General features: G+C 58.4%; 18 protein-coding genes and 3 pseudogenes. 8 read left to right on the top strand and 13 right to left on the bottom strand.

The genetic code is table 11. The features are described 5' to 3' along the window. Nucleotides 1–78 precede the first annotated feature (78 nt). Nucleotides 79–2,394, top strand: a complete 2,316-nt coding sequence (locus BLS41_RS35380; RefSeq protein ID WP_436972078.1) for an acetamidase/formamidase family protein — start codon at nucleotides 79–81, stop codon at nucleotides 2,392–2,394. Nucleotides 2,395–2,460: 66 nt separating this feature from the next. Here the strand turns inward: BLS41_RS35380 and BLS41_RS35375 are convergent, their stop codons facing one another. Together BLS41_RS35375 and BLS41_RS35370 are read right to left on the bottom strand one after the other, a co-directional pair. Then, complete coding sequence (locus tag BLS41_RS35375) at nucleotides 2,461–2,871, bottom strand: RidA family protein (RefSeq protein WP_143026469.1); 411 nt, start codon at nucleotides 2,869–2,871, stop codon at nucleotides 2,461–2,463. 304 nt (nucleotides 2,872–3,175) lie between these two features. Further along, nucleotides 3,176–3,910, bottom strand: coding sequence for a metallophosphoesterase family protein (locus tag BLS41_RS35370; RefSeq protein ID WP_074772955.1), 735 nt, complete (start codon nucleotides 3,908–3,910; stop codon nucleotides 3,176–3,178). A 641-nt stretch (nucleotides 3,911–4,551) separates the two neighbouring features. Here BLS41_RS35370 and BLS41_RS39815 point away from each other — a divergent pair. Then, nucleotides 4,552–4,914 (top strand): annotated as a pseudogene (locus BLS41_RS39815) (integrase core domain-containing protein); the annotation flags it as partial. 185 nt (nucleotides 4,915–5,099) lie between these two features. Here BLS41_RS39815 and cyoD read toward each other — a convergent pair. Genes cyoD through cyoA form a run of 4 tightly spaced genes read right to left on the bottom strand, consistent with a single transcriptional unit; the run spans nucleotide 5,100 to nucleotide 8,920 of the window. Then, nucleotides 5,100–5,432, bottom strand: a complete 333-nt coding sequence (gene cyoD, locus BLS41_RS35360) for a cytochrome o ubiquinol oxidase subunit IV (protein WP_074772949.1) — start codon at nucleotides 5,430–5,432, stop codon at nucleotides 5,100–5,102. Next, complete coding sequence (cyoC, locus tag BLS41_RS35355; protein ID WP_074772946.1) at nucleotides 5,433–6,041, bottom strand: cytochrome o ubiquinol oxidase subunit III; 609 nt, start codon at nucleotides 6,039–6,041, stop codon at nucleotides 5,433–5,435. Further along, the gene (cyoB, locus tag BLS41_RS35350) at nucleotides 6,041–8,029 is read right to left on the bottom strand and encodes a cytochrome o ubiquinol oxidase subunit I (RefSeq protein ID WP_074772943.1); all 1,989 of its coding nucleotides are present in this window, start codon (nucleotides 8,027–8,029) and stop codon (nucleotides 6,041–6,043) included. The genes cyoC and cyoB overlap by 1 nt, the downstream gene beginning before the upstream one ends. A gap of 3 nt (nucleotides 8,030–8,032) precedes the next feature. Then, a complete protein-coding gene (gene cyoA / locus BLS41_RS35345; RefSeq protein ID WP_074772940.1) occupies nucleotides 8,033–8,920 on the bottom strand; it encodes a ubiquinol oxidase subunit II in 888 nt (295 codons plus the stop codon). 511 nt (nucleotides 8,921–9,431) lie between these two features. Here cyoA and cyoE point away from each other — a divergent pair. Continuing rightward, nucleotides 9,432–10,346, top strand: a complete 915-nt coding sequence (gene cyoE / locus BLS41_RS35340; RefSeq protein WP_074772937.1) for a heme o synthase — start codon at nucleotides 9,432–9,434, stop codon at nucleotides 10,344–10,346. Nucleotides 10,347–10,442: 96 nt separating this feature from the next. Here cyoE and BLS41_RS35335 read toward each other — a convergent pair. The 3 genes and pseudogenes from BLS41_RS35335 to BLS41_RS35325 form a co-directional block, all read right to left on the bottom strand. Further along, a pseudogene (locus tag BLS41_RS35335) lies at nucleotides 10,443–11,062 on the bottom strand (IS6 family transposase). Nucleotides 11,063–12,665: 1,603 nt separating this feature from the next. Then, nucleotides 12,666–13,136 carry a hypothetical protein gene (locus BLS41_RS35330; protein ID WP_171910384.1) on the bottom strand — a complete coding sequence of 157 codons (471 nt, stop codon included), beginning with the start codon at nucleotides 13,134–13,136 and terminating at the stop codon, nucleotides 12,666–12,668. A 412-nt stretch (nucleotides 13,137–13,548) separates the two neighbouring features. Then, complete coding sequence (locus BLS41_RS35325; RefSeq protein ID WP_074772931.1) at nucleotides 13,549–14,463, bottom strand: LysR family transcriptional regulator; 915 nt, start codon at nucleotides 14,461–14,463, stop codon at nucleotides 13,549–13,551. Nucleotides 14,464–14,552: 89 nt separating this feature from the next. Here BLS41_RS35325 and BLS41_RS35320 point away from each other — a divergent pair, with 89 nt between their 5' ends. After that, nucleotides 14,553–15,854 carry an SGNH/GDSL hydrolase family protein gene (locus BLS41_RS35320; protein WP_074772928.1) on the top strand — a complete coding sequence of 434 codons (1,302 nt, stop codon included), beginning with the start codon at nucleotides 14,553–14,555 and terminating at the stop codon, nucleotides 15,852–15,854. A gap of 16 nt (nucleotides 15,855–15,870) precedes the next feature. Here the strand turns inward: BLS41_RS35320 and BLS41_RS35315 are convergent, their stop codons facing one another. Continuing rightward, a complete protein-coding gene (locus BLS41_RS35315; RefSeq protein WP_074772925.1) occupies nucleotides 15,871–16,809 on the bottom strand; it encodes a LysR family transcriptional regulator in 939 nt (312 codons plus the stop codon). A gap of 176 nt (nucleotides 16,810–16,985) precedes the next feature. Here BLS41_RS35315 and BLS41_RS35310 point away from each other — a divergent pair, with 176 nt between their 5' ends. Further along, nucleotides 16,986–18,131, top strand: a complete 1,146-nt coding sequence (locus BLS41_RS35310; RefSeq protein WP_290439548.1) for an MFS transporter — start codon at nucleotides 16,986–16,988, stop codon at nucleotides 18,129–18,131. Here the strand turns inward: BLS41_RS35310 and BLS41_RS35305 are convergent. From BLS41_RS35305 to BLS41_RS39810, 3 genes are all read right to left on the bottom strand, one after another. Next, a complete protein-coding gene (locus BLS41_RS35305; RefSeq protein ID WP_074772919.1) occupies nucleotides 18,121–18,798 on the bottom strand; it encodes an HAD family hydrolase in 678 nt (225 codons plus the stop codon). The genes BLS41_RS35310 and BLS41_RS35305 overlap by 11 nt on opposite strands. Before the next feature lie 30 nt (nucleotides 18,799–18,828). Then, nucleotides 18,829–19,143: a YdhR family protein gene (locus tag BLS41_RS35300; RefSeq protein WP_074772916.1), complete on the bottom strand. Its 315-nt coding sequence runs from the start codon at nucleotides 19,141–19,143 to the stop codon at nucleotides 18,829–18,831. A 223-nt stretch (nucleotides 19,144–19,366) separates the two neighbouring features. After that, nucleotides 19,367–19,753 carry a barstar family protein gene (locus BLS41_RS39810; RefSeq protein WP_253189908.1) on the bottom strand — a complete coding sequence of 129 codons (387 nt, stop codon included), beginning with the start codon at nucleotides 19,751–19,753 and terminating at the stop codon, nucleotides 19,367–19,369. A gap of 6 nt (nucleotides 19,754–19,759) precedes the next feature. Between BLS41_RS39810 and BLS41_RS35290 the strand changes: the two are divergent. The 3 genes and pseudogenes from BLS41_RS35290 to BLS41_RS35280 all read left to right on the top strand — a co-directional run. Next, a pseudogene (locus tag BLS41_RS35290) lies at nucleotides 19,760–19,885 on the top strand (IS3 family transposase); the annotation flags it as partial. 571 nt (nucleotides 19,886–20,456) lie between these two features. Next, a complete protein-coding gene (dld, locus tag BLS41_RS35285) occupies nucleotides 20,457–22,160 on the top strand; it encodes a D-lactate dehydrogenase (RefSeq protein WP_074772913.1) in 1,704 nt (567 codons plus the stop codon). 591 nt (nucleotides 22,161–22,751) lie between these two features. Further along, entirely contained in the window at nucleotides 22,752–23,987 is a 1,236-nt protein-coding gene (locus BLS41_RS35280) for a GGDEF domain-containing protein (RefSeq protein WP_074772910.1), read from the top strand. Nucleotides 23,988–24,011 lie beyond the last annotated feature (24 nt).

Here is a 24,011-nt window from a genome sequence, read left to right as displayed (position 1 = left end):
GGGACCGGGTTGGACCAGCCACGCTTTACGACCGAGTCGTATCCAGAAGCCGAACAGCATCGCGCGTGGCGCGAAGCGTTGGCGCGCCTCGGCCTCGCGACGACGGCGACGACGCGCAACCGGCATGGTCTGCGTGGCACGCTGAAAACGCAGACTTCGATTGGCGGCTACGAGTTCACGCTCGTGACGTCCATTGCGCAAACCATCGAACTGAACGCGCATGCATGCGACAGTCTCTTTGTGATGCTCAATCTCGAAGGCGTAGCAGGGTTGCAGACGGATCGCGGCACGCTGTCGCTTGCGGTTCACGATCTCGTCTATCTGCCGTCGCGCGAACGTGTGTCGGTCAGCTTCGAGACAGATTTTCGCGCGTTCGTCGTGCGGGTGCCGCGTGCGGCGGCCGGCGCTCGCCTGCTCGCGCCCGCATCGGTGCGATTCGGACGCATCGCGGGCGACAGCGGGATCGGGCATGTCTTCGCTGGCTTTCTCACATCGATCGCCGGGAGTTTAGATACGCTTTCCATGAGCGAATTGCGTCCGCTCGAACTCGCGCTCGCGGAGTTTCTGCTGGCGAGTCATTCTTCGCATCAGGGCGATGAAAGTTTGCGTGCGCTGACGCCCGCGCAATCGGCAATCTTCGTACGCGTCTGTCGACAGATCGATTCGCGTCTCGGCGCATCCGATCTCAGCCTGGCGACGATCGCGCGCGAAGAGCGCGTGTCCGTGCGCTACCTGCAGAAACTGTTCGAGACCGTGGGGCAAAACTTTTCTTCCTATATCCGGCTGCGACGACTCGAGCGCTGCCGGGCGGAACTGGTGGATCCGCTGTACGAAAAGATGTCGATCTCCAACATCTGCTTTCGCTGGGGGTTCAACGATCCCGCGCATTTCAGCCGTGCATTCCGCGAGCAGTATCAGATGACACCGCGCGCGTTCCGCCATGAAGCAAGCCTCGAACTCGCGCGCAATCTCGTCCGCAAGGTATCGCGTGGATCGCCGCTCAATGCGCAAAGCGTGCTGACGCCTCATGCGCGTAGCGCGGAGGTTCTGCCCGAAGCGGTGACGTCCGGCGCGCCGTATGCCGACGACGAAACCGGTGCGCCCGACGCTGCGCGACCCCGCACGCGCAGCGCATCGGCGCGTGGACGGCCACGTCATCACCTGCTACGCGTCAACGCGAATACCGTGCACTGGGGCTACTTTTCGCACGATCTGAAACCCGTGCTGGAAGTGGACAGTGGTGACACGGTGACGATCGAAACACTCACACAACATGCAGCGGACGACTGGTCGCGGATGATTGCCGGCGATCCGGGTGCGGAGAGCGTCTTTCACTGGACCGCCGATCGCAAGAATGTCAATCGCCGCGGTGCCGGTCCGATCGACGCATCGATCTACGGACGCGGCGCGGGCGAAGGTTTCGGCGTGCATATCTGCACCGGCCCGATAGCCGTGCGGGGCGCAGAACCGGGCGATGTGCTCGAAGTCCGCATTCTCGACGTGTATCCGCGGCGCTGTGCGAATCCACATTTCGCGGGCAAGGTGTTCGGTAGCAACGCCGCAGCGTGGTGGGGCTTTCACTATCGGGAACTGTTGACGGAACCGAAGCCTCGTGAGGTCGTCACGATCTACGAACTCGACGAGGAGGACCGTTCACGCACTTTCGCACGTGCGGTCTATAACTACCGCTGGGTGCCGCAGCGCGATCCGTTCGGTGTCATGCACGAGACGATCGACTACCCGGGCGTGCCCGTCGATCACGCGACGGTGAACAAACAGTTTGGCATTCTGAAGGACGTGCGCATTCCAGTGCGCCCGCATTTCGGGCTGATCGCGGTCGCGCCGCAGCAGAATGGACTGATCGATTCGATTCCGCCATCGGCGTTCGGCGGCAACCTGGACAACTGGCGCGTGGCGCGCGGGGCAAGCGTGTTTCTGCCGGTGGGCGTGGCGGGCGCGCTGCTATCGGTCGGCGATCCGCACGCGTCGCAAGGCGATTCGGAGTTATGTGGAACAGCCATCGAATGCTCGTTGACTGGCGACTTCCAGCTGATTCTTCACAAAAAGGATGCACTCGAAGGTAAGCCGTATGCAGATCTCTCCTTCCCGCTTGTCGAAACGGCCGACGAGTGGGTGCTGCACGGATTCAGCCACGAGAACTACCTCGCGGAGTTCGGGGCGCAGGCCCAAAGCAAGGTCTACGAAAAGTCGACGCTCGATCAGGCGATGCGCGACGCGTTCATCAAGACGCGCCGCTTTCTGATGACCACCAAAGGCCTTACCGAAGACGAAGCGATCTCGCTGATTTCGGTGGCCATCGACTTCGGCGTCACGCAGGTGGTGGACGGCAACTGGGGAGTGCATGCAATCGTGCGCAAGGAGCTTTTCGAATAGCACCCGCGCGACCCGCAATTGCGATATCCAGATTGCCGCTAGCCCTATCCTCTCAATGCGATCAACTCAAGTGGCGTCCACACGACGGCGGGCGATAAAGTCGATTTCGACGAGAGCGTCGTAAGCCAGGCCAGTTACGCCGACGCAGGTACGCGCGGGCAGTCGGCCCGGCGCGAAATAGCGTTGATATGCCGCATTGAAGGCGGCATAGTCTTCGCTGAAACGCGTGAGATAAGCCCGCGCGACCAAGACGTCGCCGAAATCGAGGCCGAGTCCCGCGAGAACGGTCTGCAGGTTGGCCATGACATTGGCCGTCTGGGCTTCGATCCCTTCGGGCAACACGCCCGGCGCGCCGGGACTGTCGGGCATCTGCCCCGTCACGAACACAAAACCGTCGGCTTCCGTCGCGTGGCTGAACGGCGCAACCGGCGTGGGACCACCGGCGATCATATGAAAAGCAATAGATGAATTGGACATCGACAAGCTCCAGAGGGGAAGAGGTCTACCCTTTGCAAGCTCTATGCCAATTCCGTCGAGAGGATGAACGGTTGTATAAGCTCTTGGCGATTACAGACTACCCGTCATCCAATTTTTCACGAGGGCCCACGTGCGCTTCATAGCCGAGCGCCATTTGATCGGATTGGGGAGCAGCCCGTCCCGTCGCATCCAACGCCCGGCTCCTGGCCGAGTCTGGGCCGTTGGCGAATGCTCCATATCGACCCACTAGCGACGGTGGCCTTTGCCGAAAACGGACATCCCACACTGAAACCGCGCGAAAGCTTCAACAATATCCAGTTCGAAGGGCAGTTTCCCAATCAGGCCGCCCGTTCAGTGCGGCTACATTCGCAGCCTCATTCCAGTCATATTCGACGGCACGAAACACGACGTCCCATCCCGGCCCCTTCCTCGTGACGAGGGCATAACGAGCGTGTGGGGACCCCATTTCCATACGATGTGGAAACGGGAGACTGTCTTCGTACGCTTGCAGCCCAACGCTGCCGGGATTTACGATCAGGCGCCCGTCATCGAGTCTCATCGATCTTTGCAGATGCGTGTGCCCACAGAGAATCAGTGTTGCGTTGGTGTCGCCAGCGCGGCTTTCGACCTCATCTACCGTTGCCACCCGGCAACCGTTTTCTGTCACAGTATCGAGGAAGTAGCTCAAATCGCTTTCCGGCGTGCCGTGCACAAGCAACACGTCTTCGCCAAGTTTCAGTGTTGTGGGCAAGTCGCGTATCCAGGCCAGTTGATCGTCCCGCAGAGAGCGGCGGGCAAAGCTGTCCGACAAGCCCATTCGAGACGGATCGCTGGAAAGGAGTTGTCTTTCATGGTTCCCCCTGATCGTGGGCAGCCCAAGAAGCTTCAACCGATCGGCCGTTTGACATGGATAGAGGGCGCCGGAAAAAATATCGCCGAGATTGACGATCACGTCAGCTCCCTCCCGATGGGCGTCATCCAACACAGCATCTAATGCCGCCAGGTTGCCGTGAATGTCGGAAAGGGCTGCGATTTTCATAGGGCTGAACGATTCATTGAGTCCGTGATCAATGCATTGTCGGCGATTCAGGATGACGTGTCGACTGGCTGGAACTGGCCGAACCCGGAAATCCGCTCCGCTTGATGCCGTATGGATCGAGTTGCCTTGCGAACTTCCGCACGCGACCCGTCGTCATAGAGAAGGATAGTCGCCGTTGTCAGCAATGCACGCCGATGCCGTATCGGTGCGCAAGCAGTTCGCCATCCCGACCGGCTCTCGCATCCAGCGTTTGCTTCAGTCTGATCAAGTTACGTCCGCAGGTCGCCAAGGCATTCCGCTACGCGATAGATCGCCGCTTCAAGCGTATCGGCCTCGACGACCGCGCACCATCTGCCATCACACACCCGAGGATGCGCGGCCAAAGGAGTCAGCAGGTGATCCGACGTGAGCAGAAGCGCGCGCTCCCAAGCTCGTAGACACTCAACAGTTAGCGCCTTCGGGAACGTCCCTTTTTCCCACTGCATTAGCGTGGGACGAAATGCATCACACGCCCGCGCGACTGCCGATACCGAAAGACGTAGCTCCTCGCGCAATCGACTCGCATGAAGACCAGGGGAAATGCCACGCCCCCTCCAAACGAAGGACACCGTCGAAATTGAGGCCCAGCTTGGGACCAACCCGCCACCGAAGTCGGACCGCAGTCGCTCGCAGAGAATGTTGTGGCTGTATCGAACCGGCTGGTCGCGCAACGTCAGGCGGCACGGTGCCTGTCCGCCGATAAAGTCAGCCAGTTCTCTGGCCGTCTGCTGGGACTTGTGGGCGTACCACTACAAGGTACAGACCGACTTCAGCCGTCCTGGCAAGCCCATCGACAACAGCTTGATCCAACTGTTCAATCTCTCGTTGCGCGACGAATGCCTGAACACTGGATCGAGTCTCTGACGGCGGCGAAACGCAAGATTGACGCATGACGGCGGACCTGCAATGAAAGTCGGCCTCACATCGCACTCAATGACCTGACACCGGGCGAATTCGCCCGGTAGCACAGCCTTCGGTCTATAACCGAAGGCTCATGAAGGACACGACACTAACATTGCAATAGGCCTGGGAAACTGAAGCGAATCAGCCCCAAACGGCCTAGCCGCCCCCAAGCTGTCCAACTTTGCGGGATCAGTTCATCCCGGCCAAGGAAAACGGGGGCCACTTCTAGCGGAGAACCCCCTTGCGATTAGCGCGACATCATGTTCATCGCGACGTTATGCATCACCCACAGCGTCCCGCCGATCAGGATCACCGCAGTCAATACCGTAAAGCCGAATGCCGTAACGTTCCATCGCTGTGCGGACGAACTATTCATGTGCAGGAAGAACACCAGGTGTACGACGATCTGAACGAGCGCGAGGCCGGCGATCGCGAGCAGCGCATGATTGCCAGTCAGCACGCCGTTCGTCGCGAGGACGAACGCGGCGGCCGTCAGGATCACCGACAGCACGAAACCGACGATATAGCTGCCGACGCTGCCGTGGCTCTCGCCTGCATGAGAAGCAAGGTGTTGTGCCATTTAGATCACACTCGCAAGATAGACAAAGGTGAACACGCAGATCCAGATGACGTCCAGAAAATGCCAGAACATGCTCAGGCAGGTTAGACGTCGCAGCTCGCGCTCGCCGAGCGCCGGCGCGCGGATGGCCTGCACGGCCAACACCACCATCCAGATCAGGCCGAACGTCACGTGCAGCCCGTGTGTCGCGACCAGCGTAAAGAACGACGACAGAAACGCACTGCGTCCAGGACCCGCGCCTTCTCCGATCAGATGCGCGAATTCGCGCAGTTCCATCACGAGAAACGACGCTCCCAGCAGGAACGTCACGAGCAGCCAACCGAGCAACGCGCCCTTCTTGCCCTTGTGCGCGCCGAGCATCGCAAAGCCATACGTGATGCTGCTCAACAGCAGCGCCGCGGTTTCGAGCGCGACGCCGGGGATATCGAACAGATCCTTCCCGGTGGGACCGCCCGCAAACTGATGGCTCATCACCGCGAACACCGCGAACAGCGACGCGAACACAATGCAATCGGTCATCAGGTAGACCCAGAAACCGAACACCGACTGCGAGGGGACGTGGTCCGCGTCATGATGATGCGGATCGGCAACTAAAGTAGTTTGTAGCATCACGCGTTCTCCAGTTCGGTCTCGGTGCGTGCGGCATGCCGCTCTTCGATCTGCCGGACCTCTTCGGCCGAAATGTAGTAGCCGTCGTTCTCGCGGAAGCTATACCCGATCAGCGTCGCGAATACCCCTACAATGCCGACGATCGCGAGCCACCAGATATGCCACACCGCTGCAAACCCGAGCACGAGGCTGAACACCGCAATAAAGAAGCCCGCGCTGGTATTCGACGGCATATGGATGTCGCGGTACACCGGCGCCTTCTGCCGATGCGTGCCGCGCTCCTTCATGTCGGCGAACGCGTCGAGAGTATGCACTTGCGGAATGATCGCGAAGTTGTACGGCGGCGGCGGCGAGCTGGTCGACCATTCGAGGGTGCGGCCGTCCCACGGATCGCCGCTGAAGGCGCGATTTTCCGGCTTGTTGCGATCGCGGATACTAACGATCAGTTGCAGCACCTGAAACACGACGCCGATTGCGATCAGCGCGGCACCCAACGCGGCGACGATCATGAAGGGCTGCCATGCGGGATTGTCATAGTGATTCAGACGACGCGTGGCCCCCATGAAACCCAGCACGTACAGCGGCATGAACGCAAAGTAGAAGCCGACGAACCAGAACCAGAACGCACGCTTGCCGAGTTTTTCGTTGAGCTTGAAACCGAATACTTTCGGGAACCAGAACACGAAACCGGCCAGATAGCCGAACACCACGCCGCCGATGATCACGTTATGGAAGTGAGCAACGAGGAACAGCGAGTTGTGCAGTACGAAGTCCGCACCGGGAATCGCCATCATCACGCCGGTCATGCCGCCGATCACGAAGGTGACCATGAAGCCGATCGTCCACAAGACAGGCGCGGTGAATTGCAGACGGCCCTTGTAGATCGTGAACAGCCAGTTGAACACCTTCACACCAGTCGGGATGGCGATCACCATCGTCGCTATACCGAAGAACGCATTGACGTCGGCGCCCGAGCCCATCGTGAAGAAGTGGTGCAGCCAGACCAGCAGCGACAGAACCATGATCGCGCACGACGCATAGACCATCGTCTTGTAGCCGAACAACGGCTTCTTCGCGAACGTCGCTACCACTTCCGAATAGATGCCGAACGCGGGCAGCACGAGGATGTACACCTCGGGGTGGCCCCAGGCCCAGATCAGGTTCAGGTACAGCATCGCGTTGCCGCCGGCGTCATTCGTGAAGAAGTGCATGCCGAGGTAACGGTCGAGACCGAGCAGCGCCAGCGTCAGCGCGAGGATTGGGAACGTGGCCATGATCAGCACGTTCGAGCACAGCGCGGTCCACGTGAACACGGGTAGCTTCATCCACGTCATGCCCGGCGCGCGCAGCTTGACGATGGTGACGAAGAAGTTGATGCCGGTGAGCAGCGTGCCGACCCCCGAGAGCTGCAGACTCCACAGGTAGTAGTCCATGCCGACGCCCGGACTGAACTGCAACTCCGACAGCGGCGGATACGCGAGCCAGCCGACCTGCGCGAATTCGCCGATCACAAGCGAGATGTTGATCAGGACCGCGCTGATCGCCGTCATCCAGAAGCTCAAAGAATTGAGGAACGGGAATGCGACGTCGCGCGTGCCGATCTGCAACGGCACTATCAGATTGAACAGACCGACCATGAACGCCATCGCCATGAAGAAGATCATGATGACGCCGTGCGCCGTGAAGATCTGGTCATAGTGATGCGGCGGCAGATAGCCGGGCGAGTCCATCGCCAGCGCGAGCTGCGTGCGCATCATCACCGCGTCGGCGAACCCGCGCACCAGCATGATGAGCGCCACCACGATGTACATGACGCCGATGCGCTTGTGATCGACTGATGTGAGCCATTCGGCCCACAGGTAACGCCATTTGCCGAAATAGGTAATCAGACCCAGTACCGACAAGCCGACCACGGCGATCACTGCCGCCGTGATCATGATGATCGGCTCGTGATACGGAATCGAGTCGAGTGAAAGTTTTCCGAACATACCTTACCCCTTCACTGCGCAAATGGCGTCTTTGGGATCCATGACGTGGCCATTGTTGTAGCGAGCGATGATGTTATGAAACAGCTTCGGGTCGACCGACGAGAAATAGCCGACCGTCGCCTTCTCTTCCGGCTCCGACATGACGCTGTAGCGATTCATGTCGAGGTTGTCCTTCGATGCACGAACCTGCGCTACCCAGGCGGCGAAATCGGCCGGTGACTTCGCCAGCGCGCGGAACTTCATGTCGGAAAAGCCCTTGCCGCTGAAATTCGCCGACATGCCGGCAAAGTCGCCGGGCTCGTTTGCGTCCAGATGCAGACGCGTTTGCATCCCTGCCATCGCGTAGACCTGCGTGCCGAGTTGCGGAATGAAGAACGAATTCATCACAGAGTCCGACGTGATCGTGAAATTGACCGGCGTGTCGACCGGGAACGCGAGCTGGTTGACGGTCGCAATGCCCAGGTCCGGGTAAATGAACAGCCATTTCCAATCGAGCGCCACGACCTCGACGTTGATCGGTTTCACTTCGGATGCGAGCGGCTTGTACGGATCCAGCTCGTGTGTCGTTTTCCACGTCAGAATGGCGAGGAACAGAATGATCAGGCTCGGAATCGTCCAGATCACCACTTCGATGAGGGTCGAGTGCGCCCATTTGGGCCGGTACTCGGCCTCTGTATTGCTCGCCCGGTAACGCCACGCAAACAGCAACGTGAGCAGGATCACCGGAATCACCACGATCAGCATTGCCCACGTGGACGTTGCGATCAACTGCTTCTCGGCCATGCCTATACTGCCCTTCGGATCGAGCAGTTCCAGCTTGCACCCCGATAACATCATCAACGGTGCGAAGCGAATCAGGCTCGATGCCCTATGAAGGATCCGCTTCTTCATTTCCCTGGCCTCCACATCGCTCTCCTTCTTTAGATCAGGTGGTCAAACCCCAACAACGACCGAATCTTAGGGGCTCGGCTAAGGAATCGACTTTGCGGATAATCAAGGAATCAGGGTCAAGCGAATCGGCTGCGACATTGCGCCGCAGCACACTTGATAAAGGCCCAGGAAATCAACAAGGCGAAGAGCGGGCCGAGCCCGACAGCGATATGGAGAAGTGGCGACGCACAGGAACAACAGTTAAATACTGTTTCGCAGTGTCAGGGAAACAATGCGTGCGCTTCGTTTGCGCAGGCGCAAACTCTCGCGAAAATGGCTCTTTCGTTGTAGGGCGTTACGGCAGTATCGTGCGCATTTCATTTACAACGAGAACGCGACCGGGCATCGACCGTCGATCCATCCAGATGTCCGCTCCGATTGCGGCGCCCGTTCGGGCCGCGCTGCCGCTCCGCGCGGCGCTGCGGAGAAACTCCGGCGGGACCACGGCGGCGGCTCGCTGCGTTGGCGATCCATGAACACCACCACGCTCGATGCCCGCAGCGGCACGCCACTGTCCCAATACGTCGCGCTGACCAAGCCGCGTGTCACCTGCCTCGCGGTGTTTTGCGCTGTGATCGGCATGTTCCTCGCGACGCCCGGCTTGGTGCCATGGCCAGTTCTGCTCGGCGGCACCGTAGGCATCTGGCTGCTGTCGGCCGCGGCATTCGCGCTGAACTGCCTGATCGAACAGAAGATCGACGCGAAGATGGCGCGCACCGCACGGCGTCCCTCGGCGCGCGGCGAAATCTCGCGGCTGCGCATCCTGACGTTCGCGTTCGTGCTTGGCGCGCTCGGTGTCTGGACCCTCTGCACGTTCACCAATGCATTGACGATGTGGCTCACGCTTGCCACCTTCATCGGCTATGCGGTGATCTACACGATCTTCCTGAAACCAGCGACGCCGCAGAACATCGTGATAGGCGGCGCCTCGGGCGCGATGCCGCCGGCGCTCGGCTGGGCCGCCGTCACCGGTCACGTGCCCGGCGACGCGTGGATCCTCGTGCTGATCATTTTCGTGTGGACGCCCCCGCATTTCTGGGCGCTGGCGCTGTACCGGCGCAAGGAATACGCGAAATCCGGGCTGCCGATGCTGCCGAATACGCACGGCGAGGCGTACACGCGTCTGCACATTCTGCTGTATTCAATCGTGCTGTTCCCCGTTACGCTGCTGCCGTTCATCTCGGGGATGAGCGACGTGCTGTATCTGGTAGTCGCGGTGTCGCTCGGCGCGGTGTTCGTCGGCTATGCGTGGAAGCTCTACACGCGCTATTCCGATGCGTTCGCGCGCAAGGCGTTCCAGCATTCGATCATCTACCTCGCGCTGCTGTTTGCCGCGCTGCTGGTCGACCACTACGCGCGAATCAGGATCGCAGACTGGCTGGTGTAGGCGGAGTAAGCGCGATCGCACCAGTAGTGCGGACGCAAAAGAGCTTTGCCGTAGTAAGGCTCGAGGGGCACTCGATATTGATATGCGAAGTATTGCTTATGCTGCAAGGTAATAGAATTGATCGGCGGCGGACGAGTGGTTTTTTCGGGGGCGCACTGCATCTGCCCTCTGGCGATCATATGCATCAGTTCGATGCGGACCAGCAAGATCCGCGCACAGCGGAACCTCTTGAAGCCCAACATGGGCCGCGTGCGTCGCTTGATTGCCAGATGGTCCTGCTCGACTACGTTGTTGAGATATCTGACGGGCGGATATTGATGGGCTTCACGATCGGCACTGATTGCTTCGGGAGCCGCGAGATTGGCACCGCTTTTGTCAATGGTTACCGTTTCGGACACTCAATTACGAGTGATCGCCTTCTCAAAGTAACGCCAGGTCGCAGGGCGCTCCGATGGGCGCGCAGCAGAAAGTCAACGGTATTAGTGTCCTTGTCGACGACACGGAAAAGATGCGGCCATTCCCCCTTGACCCGGAAGTACGTCTCGTCCAGGCGCCAGCTCTTGCCAACCAGTCGTTTGCGTAGGCGAAACGCTTTCTCCAGTACCGGCAGCTTGATGGCCCTGATCGACCGAGACTCAGTGCTTCGCCATCATCTCCTTCAGATCATGCAGGTTCAGCAGATAGGTAAACTATCAGCGCACGCAAGTCAGGATCACATCGAGCGGAGATAGAACGCACTGGCAGCGACGATACCTAGCCGGAACCCGATGGCAAACCCTGTCGTCCGCGCGATCGGGTTTGCCGTGAAAACACGACTCACCATACGACTATAAAGATAATCCTGAACCGATAGACACAACTTTGCTTGCCGTTTAGACACACCTTTCCTTGCGTGAGCGCACCAAAATCCATCGCAAGTTCTCAAAATTCCGCGCTATTAGGATAAGTATTCTTGGCAATATAGCTGTTATATATGCTCAAACCACATGTGGAAGCGATCATGCAGCGAGATTTTCCGATAATTCGACACCTCTTATCACTTGGCTCAACGGAAATTGAACTTCGACCGAGTCGTACGGGGAAATGAAACTTGTGCGCGATGTTGTTGAAAAATTAGCCCCTAACTTTTTTGTTAGCTTATGCAAAAATGAACCTGCGTCGCACGCATTCACCTGTCAATCGTAAGACGTCATCGGGAAGCTTCCGTGAAGACCTGGCAGCGATTTTCATACGACACCCGCCGGACCCTGTCTGGACCGGCAACGGTGAGGTCTCTCCTTTGCGCATCGCAAGGAATCCAAAATGAATCCCGGCATTATTGCCCCTCCGCGAGGCGTTCCTGACCAAGTCGAACGCACTACACCCCCAGCGTAAGGCTCCTTGGAATGACGCCGCCCATTTTGAAAACGTGGCTTGCAGAGCCCGGTCACCCTGAATTGCTGACTGCCGAGCAGATAAATGAGAAACGGAACACTCATCTCCCGACACTTCGCAGCAAGTAAGCGACTGGAAGCATGACGGCTGCATCTACAGTGTAAAAATAAACAACCACGAGTACTTCCCGGCTTATCAATTCGATTCGTGTTGTGAGCCGCTACTCGTCGTTCGCGAGATTCTTGCTGAGCTCGCTCCGCTCGCCGATTCCGGAAAGATTGCCGCATGGTTTCACTTCCCAAATGGCTGGATCAGCGATGATGAAGGACTTCCGGTTTCGCCAAAGGATGCGCTGAACCGCCCTGGCGACGTTACTACCGCGGCGAGGCGGAATCGAACCACCTACATAGCGTGAGAAGTAATCGAATCGCCGGTCAATCTCACGCCAGACGAATACAGAGTCACGCGGCCCGACGGCTTGGAGAGAAAAATGTGATGTCCCACGGCCGCGCGCTGAAATCCGATATCAGCGTTGCCTGTTGAGAAAATCGAAACAGTCGCGCGCAATACCGGGGCAGCGATAATGGAGGATTATCACCGCTCCTCTCTCACATCTGTCATAAGCCGAGTGGTCGACCTCTTCCGATCGCCTTGGTGGTAACGGATGGCCGCTTATGCACGGGGCGAATGAGTCATATCGACCCACGTCAGCCGTTCGGTGCTGAGCAATTCAAACGGCTGGTTCCGAAGTACAGCAGCCGCCCGTTCCATCTCATTTCTCTCATGAATGTTGGCGTACCGAGTTCAACCTCAAATTGCGCTTCGACGCTTCACTTCGTAACGGCAAGTCTGGGGATAAACAGGCTTGCGCTTTCAGCGAATAACCATGAATCATCTCTCGCCCAGATGGCTCCGGACGGGTTTAGGTAGGGTTACATGCTGAGCCTACTCATCCAGGGATGGATCCTTCATGCAAGCCAAGTACTTGCTGTGGGACTCCTGGAGGTTCACAGTTTCCGGATGTGGGCCGTGCAGTACCGAATAAAACGGGCGCAGTTCGCGTTCGTAACATGTCTCCGCTTTCTTCCTCGAGATACCGACCATGTTGTATACGCAGGAACCGTTTCTTTTTCGTAGCATATCGGGAATCGTGTTCTCGTCGGCTGCATAAAGCTGGTCCAGAAATGTGCGAAAAAGAGCGCTCTTCAAAAGCTCGTCGGGCAGTAGTTGCTTCTGCGCATCCAACGTCATTCCCCCCGCCCGCTCCCTTGCCAATTCAAACTCCAGTTCGGCGCCGCCCATACACGTGGCTAGTTGCGAATAAAGTGGGTCGAGGTAATACGGATGGCTCGCGGGCGTGTTTTCAGCGAAAACTTGCAGAGGCATAAGCGCCGGACAGATTGCCGCCACAAACAAGATTGACAATCCGGTTACGATTCTCGCAACTCGCATATGACACTGTCGGTTGCATAGCAGATGCATTTGGATGTCCAATTTTCTTTCTAACTGCTAGATAACGGCCCGGGGTAACGAAACTTAATAGATCGACTGCTTCGGCGGAGGACACGACGATCGCAACCGTCGAGGGAAGGTCTGTAATCAGAGTGAAGCAGACGCTCGAACGTCTGCGTGAGAGCGTGGGCAACGTCCGCTCCTGGCCGATTGATGTATCCCCCTCGTGCACATCGAGCTGGAGTTGAGCAATCGCGATGTCAGTCCTTATCGACGAAGGCTTCGACCTGGCAATCCGAACAGGGGATCTGGGCGATGCCGATCTGATTGCGAAACCGTTGACCGTGTATCGGCATCGAGCGAATGACTGCAGAGCCTACAAACCCGCATTGGTGTCCACGTGTTCCACGAGAAAATCCAGAAACGCACGCACGCGCAACGGCATATAGCCACCCTGGCCGACATAGACCGCATGAATATCCTCAACGTCGCCAGGATTGCAGTCTTCAAGAACCGGCAGCAGCGAGCCGTCAGTAATATCGCGCTGTACCTGAAACGCCGCCACACGAGCCAGGCCCAGACCAGCCAGAGCCAGCCGACGTAAAGCTTCGCCATCACTGGCGTGCGCGTTACCGGACACGGGCACCTGGATGTCCTTTCCCTCATGCCTCAGCGGCCATCCCGAACTGGCTCGCACATAGTTTGCGCCAAGGCGATTGTGCGCGAGCAATTGTTCCGGTGTAACAGGCATACCGTGGCGCTCGAAGTAGCCCGGTGCACCGACGATCAGCATGCGAGTGTCGCCCAGCTTGCGCGCGACGAGGTTCGAACTCTTGAGCGGACCGGCGCGAACGGCGACATCGGTACGCTGCTCGATGATGTCGATCACTTCGTCGGTCAGCACGATGTCGAGCGTCACGTCGGGATGCAACTCCAGGAATTTTGGCGTCAGCGGCAGCAGGAAGTGATGGCCGAAAGGTACATTGGCATTCACGCGCAGGCGGCCGTGAGGGGCAGTGTGATCGCTCGCACAGCGCTCGGCTTCTTCCAGATCGGACAGGATACGCACGCCGCGTTCATAGAATGCGCAGCCCTCGGGCGTCAGTTGCAACTGGCGGGTGGAGCGGTTCACGAGGCGCGCGCCAAGACGTTGCTCCAGACGTGCGATTAGTTTGCTGACCGCGGAAGGCGTCATCCCGCAAGCCCGTGCGGCGGCGGAGAAGCCTCCCGATTCGATGACCCGTACAAACACTTCCAGTTCGCCAGATCGGTTGATTTCCAGTCGAGCCATTGCATTCCCTCAGTGAATTGAATTCACAGATCCTTGTCCTCTCGCTAGTCTATGCCAGTCTGTTCTTTGAATTCATCATTAACCGACACATGGCTATTGAATTCACTGACATGACGATACTCATAAAATCGCCCGCCAAGGCTTCGGCTGCGCTGGTCGTCGCACTGGCAACTGGCTGTGCCACGATCACCGCCCCTGCGGTGGCGCAACCATCGACTTGGGTTGCGACCTGGCAAGCCAGCCCGCAGCCTGTCTGGGGATCGGACTTCCTGTTTCCTGCCAATATCCCGGAGGTATTGCGGGACCAGACTTTGCGCCAGGTGGCTCGCATCAGCGTGGGCGGTCAACGCTTGCGCATCGTGCTCAGCAACGCCTATGGCAGTCAGCCGGTGGCCGTTGGTCGGGCCACGGTTGCGTGGGCCGGGAAGCAGGATGCAGTAACGGACGGCAACGTGCGGACGGTGACGTTCGGCGGCCGGGAGACGGCGAGCATTGCGCCAGGCGCGTCGTTAGTCAGCGATCCGGTGGCGCTGCCAGTGTCAGCGTTGGCGCAGGCGATGGTGAGCCTCTATCTCCCGGATACAACCCCGATGACTACGTTCCACTGGGACGGCCGGCAGACCGCCTGGATCGTGCCGGGAGATCAGAGTTCAGCCTTGGCGCTGACGAAGACAGGCGGAGTTATGCAGAGCACCACGGCTCGGCCACTACTGACGGGAATCGACGTCGAGACGGAAAGTGCTGCGCGGGCCGTGATTGTGATCGGCGATTCGATTACGGACGGCGCAGCGGCTAGCCTGAACCAGGATAGTCGCTGGCCAGATTTCCTTGCCGCTCGTCTGGCGCCCTACGGTGTCGCTGTTGTCAACGCCGGCATCTCCGGTGCTCGCCTGCTTTCCGACGGTATGGGCGTCAACGCTCTGGCGCGGCTGAACCGGGACGTCCTGACGCAACCTGGGGCCAGCAGTGTCATCGTCATGTTGGGAATCAACGATATTGCGTGGCCAGGCACCGCGTTCGCGCGCACGGCCCGCAGGCCTGCGCTGGATGATCTGACCGCGGGGTATCGCCAGTTGATTGAGCAGGCGCATCGACGTGGCCTTCGTGTGATCGGCGCAACGCTCACACCGTTCGAAGGAGCACTGCCTGGCACGCCGCTGGACAACTACTACGACACCGATAAGGACGCACTGCGCCAGCGCGTAAACGACTGGATTCGCCATAGCGGAGTATTCGATGCGGTGATCGATTTTGATGCGGCGTTGCGCGATCCCGTTCATCCGGCGCGACTGGCCGAGCGTTACGATTCCGGCGACCACCTGCATCCCGGCGATGCAGGCAACCGGAAGATGGCTGAGTTTGTCGATTTGGGCGCTTTGGTGCCACGATGAGTCGCCCCCTGCGGACTTAAGCCGTGCTAAAGCGTTCCGCAAGTTCGTCAGCGGCGTGCGCAAATCGCTCAACCAGGAAGTCGATCAACAGCCGCACTCGGGGCACCGTGTACCGCGTACGATGTAGAACCGCATAGACGCCCTGTTCGGGAAGAATAAAGTTGGGCAGCAGAACCTTGAGCGATCCGTCGCGCAAGTCGGCGGCAGCGTCCCAAATCGTCTTGCGCGTAATCCCGTGCCCGGCCAGCGCCCAGCGGCGTACAAGCGCGCCATCGTTAGTTTCCCAGGCGCGATCCATTGCGACCGAATATGTCCACCGCTGCTCGCCGCGCGCGAAATGAAACTCGTTGAGTGGCCCATTGTTGGTGACGAGCACGATGAATTCGTGCCCCGCAAGATCGTCGGGTGTGCCCGGCTCACCGTTGCGCGCAAGGTAGTCTGGCGATGCGCACAGGACGCGCCAATTCGGCGCAAGCTGGCGTGCGATCAGGCCGGACGACGTGTCCGGGACGCCGAAGCGGATTGCCAGGTCAATATCGTCTTGAACCAGGTTGGACAGGGAGTCGGTCAAGGTCAGTGCTATCCGGACCTGTGGATGTGTACACGTGAACTCATCCAGCCAGTCGCTAAGCAGGTTGCGCCCGAAGTCAGTAGACGCCGAAATCCGCAGTTTCCCCTGCACGGACGTTCGACCGATCTCGAGTGCAACTTCGGCATCGGCAAGTGCCTGCAATGCGATCTGGCAATGCTGGAGGTAGACGCGGCCCTCGTCGGTTAGACGCAATTGCCGCGTTGTGCGGTCAAATAGTCTGGTCCGCAGCACGGCTTCCAGTTTGCCCAGTCGCGCACTTGCCGCAGCGGGCGACAGGCCGAGCTTGCGCCCCGCGGCAGAAAGGCTGCCAAGCGTCGAAGCTTCCACAAAGAGCTGCAAGTCACCGAGTCGGTCCGTTGCCATATTTAATCTGGATTTGAATATATTTCAAAAACAAGGCCAATTATCAAATCTAGCAGATTCCCGCATCCTACGAGCCTCTGAGATCGTTCTTTGAGGTCATAGTGAATCCTGTCGATACCCGTCCTGCTGTAGCCCGCGCGCCTCTCGAACCCACCGATGCCTTACCTCTGGCTGGCTTGCTCGCATTAACGGCAGCAAGTGCTATTGCCACGGCCAACGAAAGCGTGCCTGCCGGCTTACTTCCGCAACTTGCTGAGGGTTTCGGCGTAACTGAGGCGTGGGCTGGGCAGCTCGTGACGGCGTGTGCGCTCGGCTCCGGCCTCGCCGCGATCCCGCTCAGTGCAGCTTTGCGCGGCTGGCCACGGAGGCGCGTGCTGATGCTCGTGCTTGCTGGATTTTTCGTTTGCAATGCAGTCACTGCTGTATCGACTTCGTTCGCGCTGACATTGGTAGTGCGCTTTGCCGTCGGGCTTGCGACCGGTCTTGCATGGAGTCTGCTCGCGACCTACGCGCGCCGCATGGTCGCGCCGAAACAACAGGGGCGAGCGCTGGCGATTGCCATGATGGGAATACCTGTCGCGCTCTCGTTGGGTGTGCCACTGAGTGCGTTTCTCGGGCCGCTGCTTGGCTGGCGCTTCATCTTCGCGGGCATGACTGCAGGGAGTGTCGTGCTGATGGCGTGGTCGCGCCGGATTCTGCCTGATTTTAGCGGGCAGAACTATCGGCAACCTCTACAGCTTCGCCGGACGCTGGGCATCCCAGGCGTGCGTCCTGTCCTGTTCGTGCTCATGACGTGGATAGTGCCGCATTACATCCTCTTCACTTACATCGCGCCGTTTCTCGCGTCCCGCTTACCTGGCACCCGACTCGACACGATGCTGCTGCTATTCGGCGTTGCCTCCTTGATCGGCATCGGAGTTGTCGGTGCGCTTGTCGACCGGTGGTTGCGCGCGCTGGTGCTCCTCGGGCTCGGCACTTTTGCCGCAGTTGCATTTACGTTCGGCCTTTGTGGAAGTTCCGCCGTCGCGATCAGCCTCGGTGTCGCCGCATGGGGATTTTGCTTCGGCGGCCAGCCGACTCTGCTGCAGACCGCACTCGCCGACGCAGCCGGAGATTCGGCCGATGTCGCGCAAGCGATGCTCGTTACCGTATTCAATCTGAGCTACGCGGGTAGCGGTGCCCTCGGCGGGGTATTACTCGCCACCGCTGGCATAAGCGTGATTCCATGGGTTACGTTCGGCGTGTTGCTGCTCGGCCTCGCGATTGCATGGAGCGCAAAGACACACGGGTTTGTGGCGAGACCCAAGCGACTCAAACCCTGACACCTCCTGATTGGCGTACCAACTGGGCCACTTCTCCGATATGTTCCTTTACGCAATGCTCGCCTCGCGCGGACCACTGTTCACCTGACATCGGGCCGCTTAATACGCCGATAAAACTCACTCCAGCGGCCCGCGCTGCATCGGCATCGACGCAATGGTCACCAACATACATAGCCGATGCTGCTGGCACGCGCAGATGGGTCAATGCCAGGGCAATCGCGTCGGGGTGTGGTTTGTGGCGCTGCACGTCCTCGCCCCCGACGATCACATCGACAAGCGGCCGCAACCGCGCGGCATCCAGGATCGACTCGATGCGATAGCGGAATTTATTCGACACGATTGCCACTTTTATGCCGTGGCCCCGCAACTGCTCGAACAGTCCAGGAACTTCACGATAGATCTTTGTCGATGGCACCATGACTTCATCGGCACGCTTGACAAATAGACGTGCAAATTCTTCAGCACGCTCTATTTCTGCGTTTGCTGTCAACGTCTGAAACATCCCCTGCAAGGATAGGCCAATGACCGAGTGGATACTCGAACGCTCGACTTCCGTGACGCCCATCATTCGAAACGCGTAGTGAGTACATTCCACGATTCCCACGGATGAGTCGGCCAACGTCATATCGAAGTCAAACATGACGGCTTTGAATTGTTGGCTCTCCATTCAGAGGCTCCTGTTTTTTAGGTTGAATAGCTACTCATCAGACAGAATTTCGTGCGTAACGTTATCGACCACGACGGGGCTTTCAAAATAAGAGACCGAAGGATCGGCACCATACGTTTCCCGCGCCCGTGCCTTCCAGCTTTTCGTATACATCGCATCGGCTTCCGCTCGGGAGTTCCATAGGTAGACACCACCACCTGCGGTTCCGTCCTCCGAAATAACATAGTATTTACGCAAAAGACCTGTTACATCCTGATACTTCGGGGCTGCCTTGAGGAAGAGGCTTCGTGCTTCATCCCGCGTAATGGGCGTAGGGAACTGAAACGAAGTAATAACCGTGATCATCGGAACACTCCTTTCGAGGTGAAGGTGCAGAAAATCCTGTTTCGCATTTCTAAAATACAGGATGTACGTTGGTGAATACTCCCGCGATGCTCAAACGAATTTGCGTTTCCATGACGATCCCCTTCCAGTTGGAGGGAGATCCAGTGCGCCGTCAGACAGAGGGCGCTGCACGACCCTGAAGGGACGGTGAGCTTTCTCCAATGCGGACGTCGAGGGTAAGTTTTCACATCTCAGCGTCGTGCACCTCGCGACCAAGCACAAGACTCAGCCGAGCACAGAGCACAGTGAGCCAACCACTCCATAAACTCGACTCAACCCGGCCACAGAAAAGGAGACCGCCAGGCTCCGCCGAAGCCCAAATATATCGAGTGTCACCTTCGCGACCATACCAGTAAGCGCAATCAGGGTCGGCTATCCAGCCGTCCAATGTCTTATATACGGCCGCCACTTTTAGCCCGACTCCAACCTGTATTTCCAACGTCTCGTTCGGACTGACGTGCACGGTCGTCATCTCGGCGGCCGGAACATCGAGATAAATTAAGCAATCGATAAACGCATCCATGTTGCGCCCGTAAAACGCAGAGAAGCCGAGGGCTTGCGCAAAAGACAGAGTGAAACGACTGTGGAATTCGTTGAGGTACTGAATGCCTACGTTCGCTGGTACAACGAGAAGCGGATCAAGGGCTCCCTTGGTTATCTCAGCTCCATCGAGTACCGTGAAAGTCTCGGGCTAACGACATAAATCAGTCCAATAAAATGGCAGCATCCCCAGTGGGTCAGTTCTGCGTGAACATCAACAGGCGATGGCTCCCGGCAGCGAGAGAGATTTCGAGGGAAGGTCTACACCAGCGGACCTTACGCGGTTAGCGATCTGTCCTTCGACTGTGGCGTCGACGAATCGGATCAAGTGTACGGAAAGTCAGTAAGCGTATTCTTTCCCCGCCTGCCCCGCTTCTCTACGAGTTCGTCTACCGCAGGGTGGCCGGTGTCCGCTCCATCTCGATCGACTGAACCGCTCGGGAACTTCTGAATGTCCTCCATCATGGATATCCAGTCGCCACTGGTCGTCCGCATGGTCATGGCCCTTCTCCACATCATCGTATCGGACGTTCTGTGCTATCTATCCGATATTTTTCGGCGATGCATGTTCCCGCTTCGCGTCCTTGTGCCTGTATGATAGTTTCCGCTGCTCTGACGGTAGCCAAACAAAAGCACATGGCTCCCTGGACAACACAGCCGTCCCCCTCGTAACCCGGGCCTATTTCACCTCGCGGCCGTCGACACCCTGACTCCCGCTAATACCGCAATCGCGTATGTCTTCCAAGGATTTCATTGCGTCTATCGGTCGTGTTGTCGGCAAAGCGAATGTGCTGACGAGCCCGACTAAAACGAGAAGGTATCGGACCGGCTTCCGGTATGGCGGCGGCGACGCACTTGCCGTCATTCTTCCAGGCACGCTTCTGGAGATGTGGCGAGTTCTTCAAGCTTGCCACGCCGAGAAATTTGTGATCATTTGCCAGGCGGCCAATACCGGGCTCACAGGTGGTTCCACACCTGTGCCGGAGGGCTATGGCGGCCGGCCGGTAGTCATTATCAATGCCATGCGCTTGAGCCGGCTGAAGCTAATCGCAGACGGTAAGCAAATCATCTCCCAACCAGGCGTCACGCTGAATCAGCTCGAGAAAGCACTGCGCCCGCTGGGCCGCGAACCTCATTCGGTGATCGGCTCCAGTTGCATCGGCGCATCGGTCACGGGTGGTATCTGCAATAACTCAGGCGGCTCGCTGATCCAGCGCGGGCCGGCCTACACGCAGTTGGCGCTGTATGCGCAAATCGACGAGAACGCGCAACTTCGACTGGTCAATCACCTGGGAATCGATCTCGGGTCCACACCGGAAGAAATCCTCGGACGTCTCGATGCAGGAGAAATCCCTGCAGAGCACATCCGGTTCGACGCCGACCGCCATGCCTCCGACCACGAGTACAGCCAGCATGTGCGCGATGTAGAGTCCAGTTCTCCAGCCCGCTATAACGGCGACCCCCGCCGTCTTTACGAAGCATCGGGCTCCGCCGGAAAACTTGCCGTCTTCGCAGTGCGACTGGATACGTTCGCGGCCGATAAGGAAGCTCAGGTCTTCTACATAGGCAGCAATGACCCGGCTGAACTGGAGTCACTGCGCAGAGACATTCTCACCGGCTTCAAATCACTGCCGATTGCGGGCGAATACATGCATCGTTCCGCCTACGATCTGAGTAAAAAGTACGGCAAGGACCTCTTCCTGTTTATTCAAAAGTACGGAACGGACAAGATCCCACTGGCATTCGGCGTGAAGAGCCGGTTTGACGGCATATGTGAGAAATTCGGCCTTAAAGGAACCCTCAGTGATCACCTGCTTCAATTCGCAATGCGGTTTTTCCCGGACCACATGCCGCGGCGGCTGAACGAATTCCGCGACAAGTATGAGCACCATCTTCTGTTAAAAATGGGCGGCGACGGAATTGAGGAAGCCCGCAATTATCTGAAGACCCGCTTTCCAAGCCAACACGGAAGCTATATCGAATGCAACGATAAAGAGGGCGGCGCAGCCTTCCTCAATCGTTTCGCTGTTGGCGGCGGCGTCACCCGATACCGGGCCGTGCACTCGCGTACCGTCGAAGATATTCTCGCGCTCGATATCGCCCTCCCCCGCAATACACAAGATTGGTTCGAGCGGCTACCGCCGACCATCGCCTCGAAAATTGAGTACACCATGTACTGCGGCCACTTCTTCTGCCACGTTCTGCACCAGGAGTATCTGGTGAAAAAGGGCGAAGATTGCGAGGCGCTTAAGAAAGAGATTCTCGAACGACTGGACCGCCTGGGTGCGAAATATCCTGCAGAGCATAACGTCGGACAGATTTACGCGGCGTCTTGCGAGCAGGAAGAATTTTTCCGCAGGATGGATCCCACGAACTCGTTCAATCCAGGAGTCGGCAAGACCTCACTTAGATACGCGTGGGCGAACTACCGTGAATAACAGGATTTTAGTGGTTCCGTTTCATCACGCAATACATAACATAGCGAATACTGTCGGGAAGCCATTCCGGCGCTCGTCGACAGATTTCGCTTAGCTCTTACGCCAGTTTGCTCGACGACAGTTCAGAGGCGAAACCTCGCTACATCCGGCTCGACTGCCCCGCTCGCAACGCGAAGCCGTGCCCCTTCTGCGAGTCGCCTGGCTTTGTTCGTGTCGGGCAGTGATCTGAACCTGGCCCGGGCGGCTATGTCTGGCCGCCTGACGAGCGTTCGGCGGACATGCATCGGACGGCGGTAGCACCAGAATCGATGCCATCTGCCTGGCCAACACCCGGAACCGGATCGTCCTGGAAGCGGCAACGGCGACCCTACGACACCGCGTTTGTCATTGAGCGATCACGGTCGCAACTCACGGTCGGCACAATGCTAAAGCTACAGAATCCCACGAAGCTGCCGATAACCCGTTAAGCATGTAGAGCTTATCGTTGAGCAAAGGTAGGACAAACGGTTACCGCCCACACTTCGCGATAATGACGCGCACAACGCATCCGCTGCACAGATCCAGCCGCCGACGGACGAGATGGAAAATAGAATGAAGCACTCAGGTGCCGTGCACGACGGACAGGCAACCCGTCTGGATAGACTGGCCGAATCGGAAATCAACCGTACCGGTTTCCGACTGACATTTCCGATAGCTCTCGAAAGCCGCTATTGGCTCGACATCGCTTACGAGCGGCTTCAGGAACTGCGCTTTATCGCCCTTTGGGGCATCTCCGGCTACTTCGTCCTCGGCGTGTTGCTGAATCTGACCATCATTCAGAGCCCGGACTGGAAGGGTGTAGCGATCCAGTTGGTGGGGGCAAGCGTCGCCTGCCTCGCGATCATCCAACTGTTTCTGCGCGATTCGGTCGCGGCAGCGCAGCGCGAACTTGCTCTCCTCGCCTGCTGCCTGATCTGCACCCTCGCTGCGATTGTCGTCGTCGCAGCCAAGCCATCGCCCGTCACGTTGCGCGATTTTCTGCTGGCCATCCCGCCGGCTAGTTTCGTGCTGATTTTCGTCCGTTTGCGCTTTCACCAGGCAGCGATTTTTTTCGTCGCCAACCTCAGCGTGTACGCGCTTTCCCTGCTCGCTCATCCGGAAATCAATCGCAGCGACGCGTCATTCCTGATGGGCTTCATGACGACACTGCTACTTCCGGCGCTCGTAGGCGCTCATGCTTTCGAGCGCGCGTTACGTCGAATTTATTTGCATCGATTGATGGAACACATGCGCAACGACAGTCTCGCATCGCAGAACGCCGCGCTTACCGGCCTTTCGTACACTGATCCTCTCACCGGCGTCGCGAACCGGCGCCGGCTCGACGAGGCGCTATCCGAAATGACGACAAAGGCCGATTCAGGCGGCATGTTGCTGCTGATCGATATCGACAAGTTCAAGGTTTTCAACGACCGCTTTGGTCATCTCGCGGGCGATGCGTGTTTGTGTCACGTCGCGCGGTGTCTGTCGTCCGCGTTGCAGAGCGAGGACCTGCTCGCCCGCTTTGGCGGCGAGGAGTTTGCCGTGTTGCTGTCTGGTGTGTCGATGGACGATGCGACACGAACCGCCGAACGGCTACGCGAAGCGGTCCACGGACTGCGCTTTCCTGCACAGGGCCAGCACGCCAGCGTGACAATCAGCGTTGGCATCGCCGGGCGAACCGGCCTCACCACGCCGCAAGCGCTGATCGGAGCCGCAGACACGGCGCTGTATGCCGCGAAACATGCCGGACGAAACCGGGTGGAGATCGCGTTGCCGGGACTGGAATCCTGGAGCATTCAGTCTTCCTAGCGACGATCGCCTGGCAATCGCCGG

This window comes from Paraburkholderia fungorum (assembly GCF_900099835.1).
Taxonomy (GTDB): domain Bacteria; phylum Pseudomonadota; class Gammaproteobacteria; order Burkholderiales; family Burkholderiaceae; genus Paraburkholderia; species Paraburkholderia fungorum_A.
This window is presented reverse-complemented; position numbering and strand designations above follow the sequence as displayed.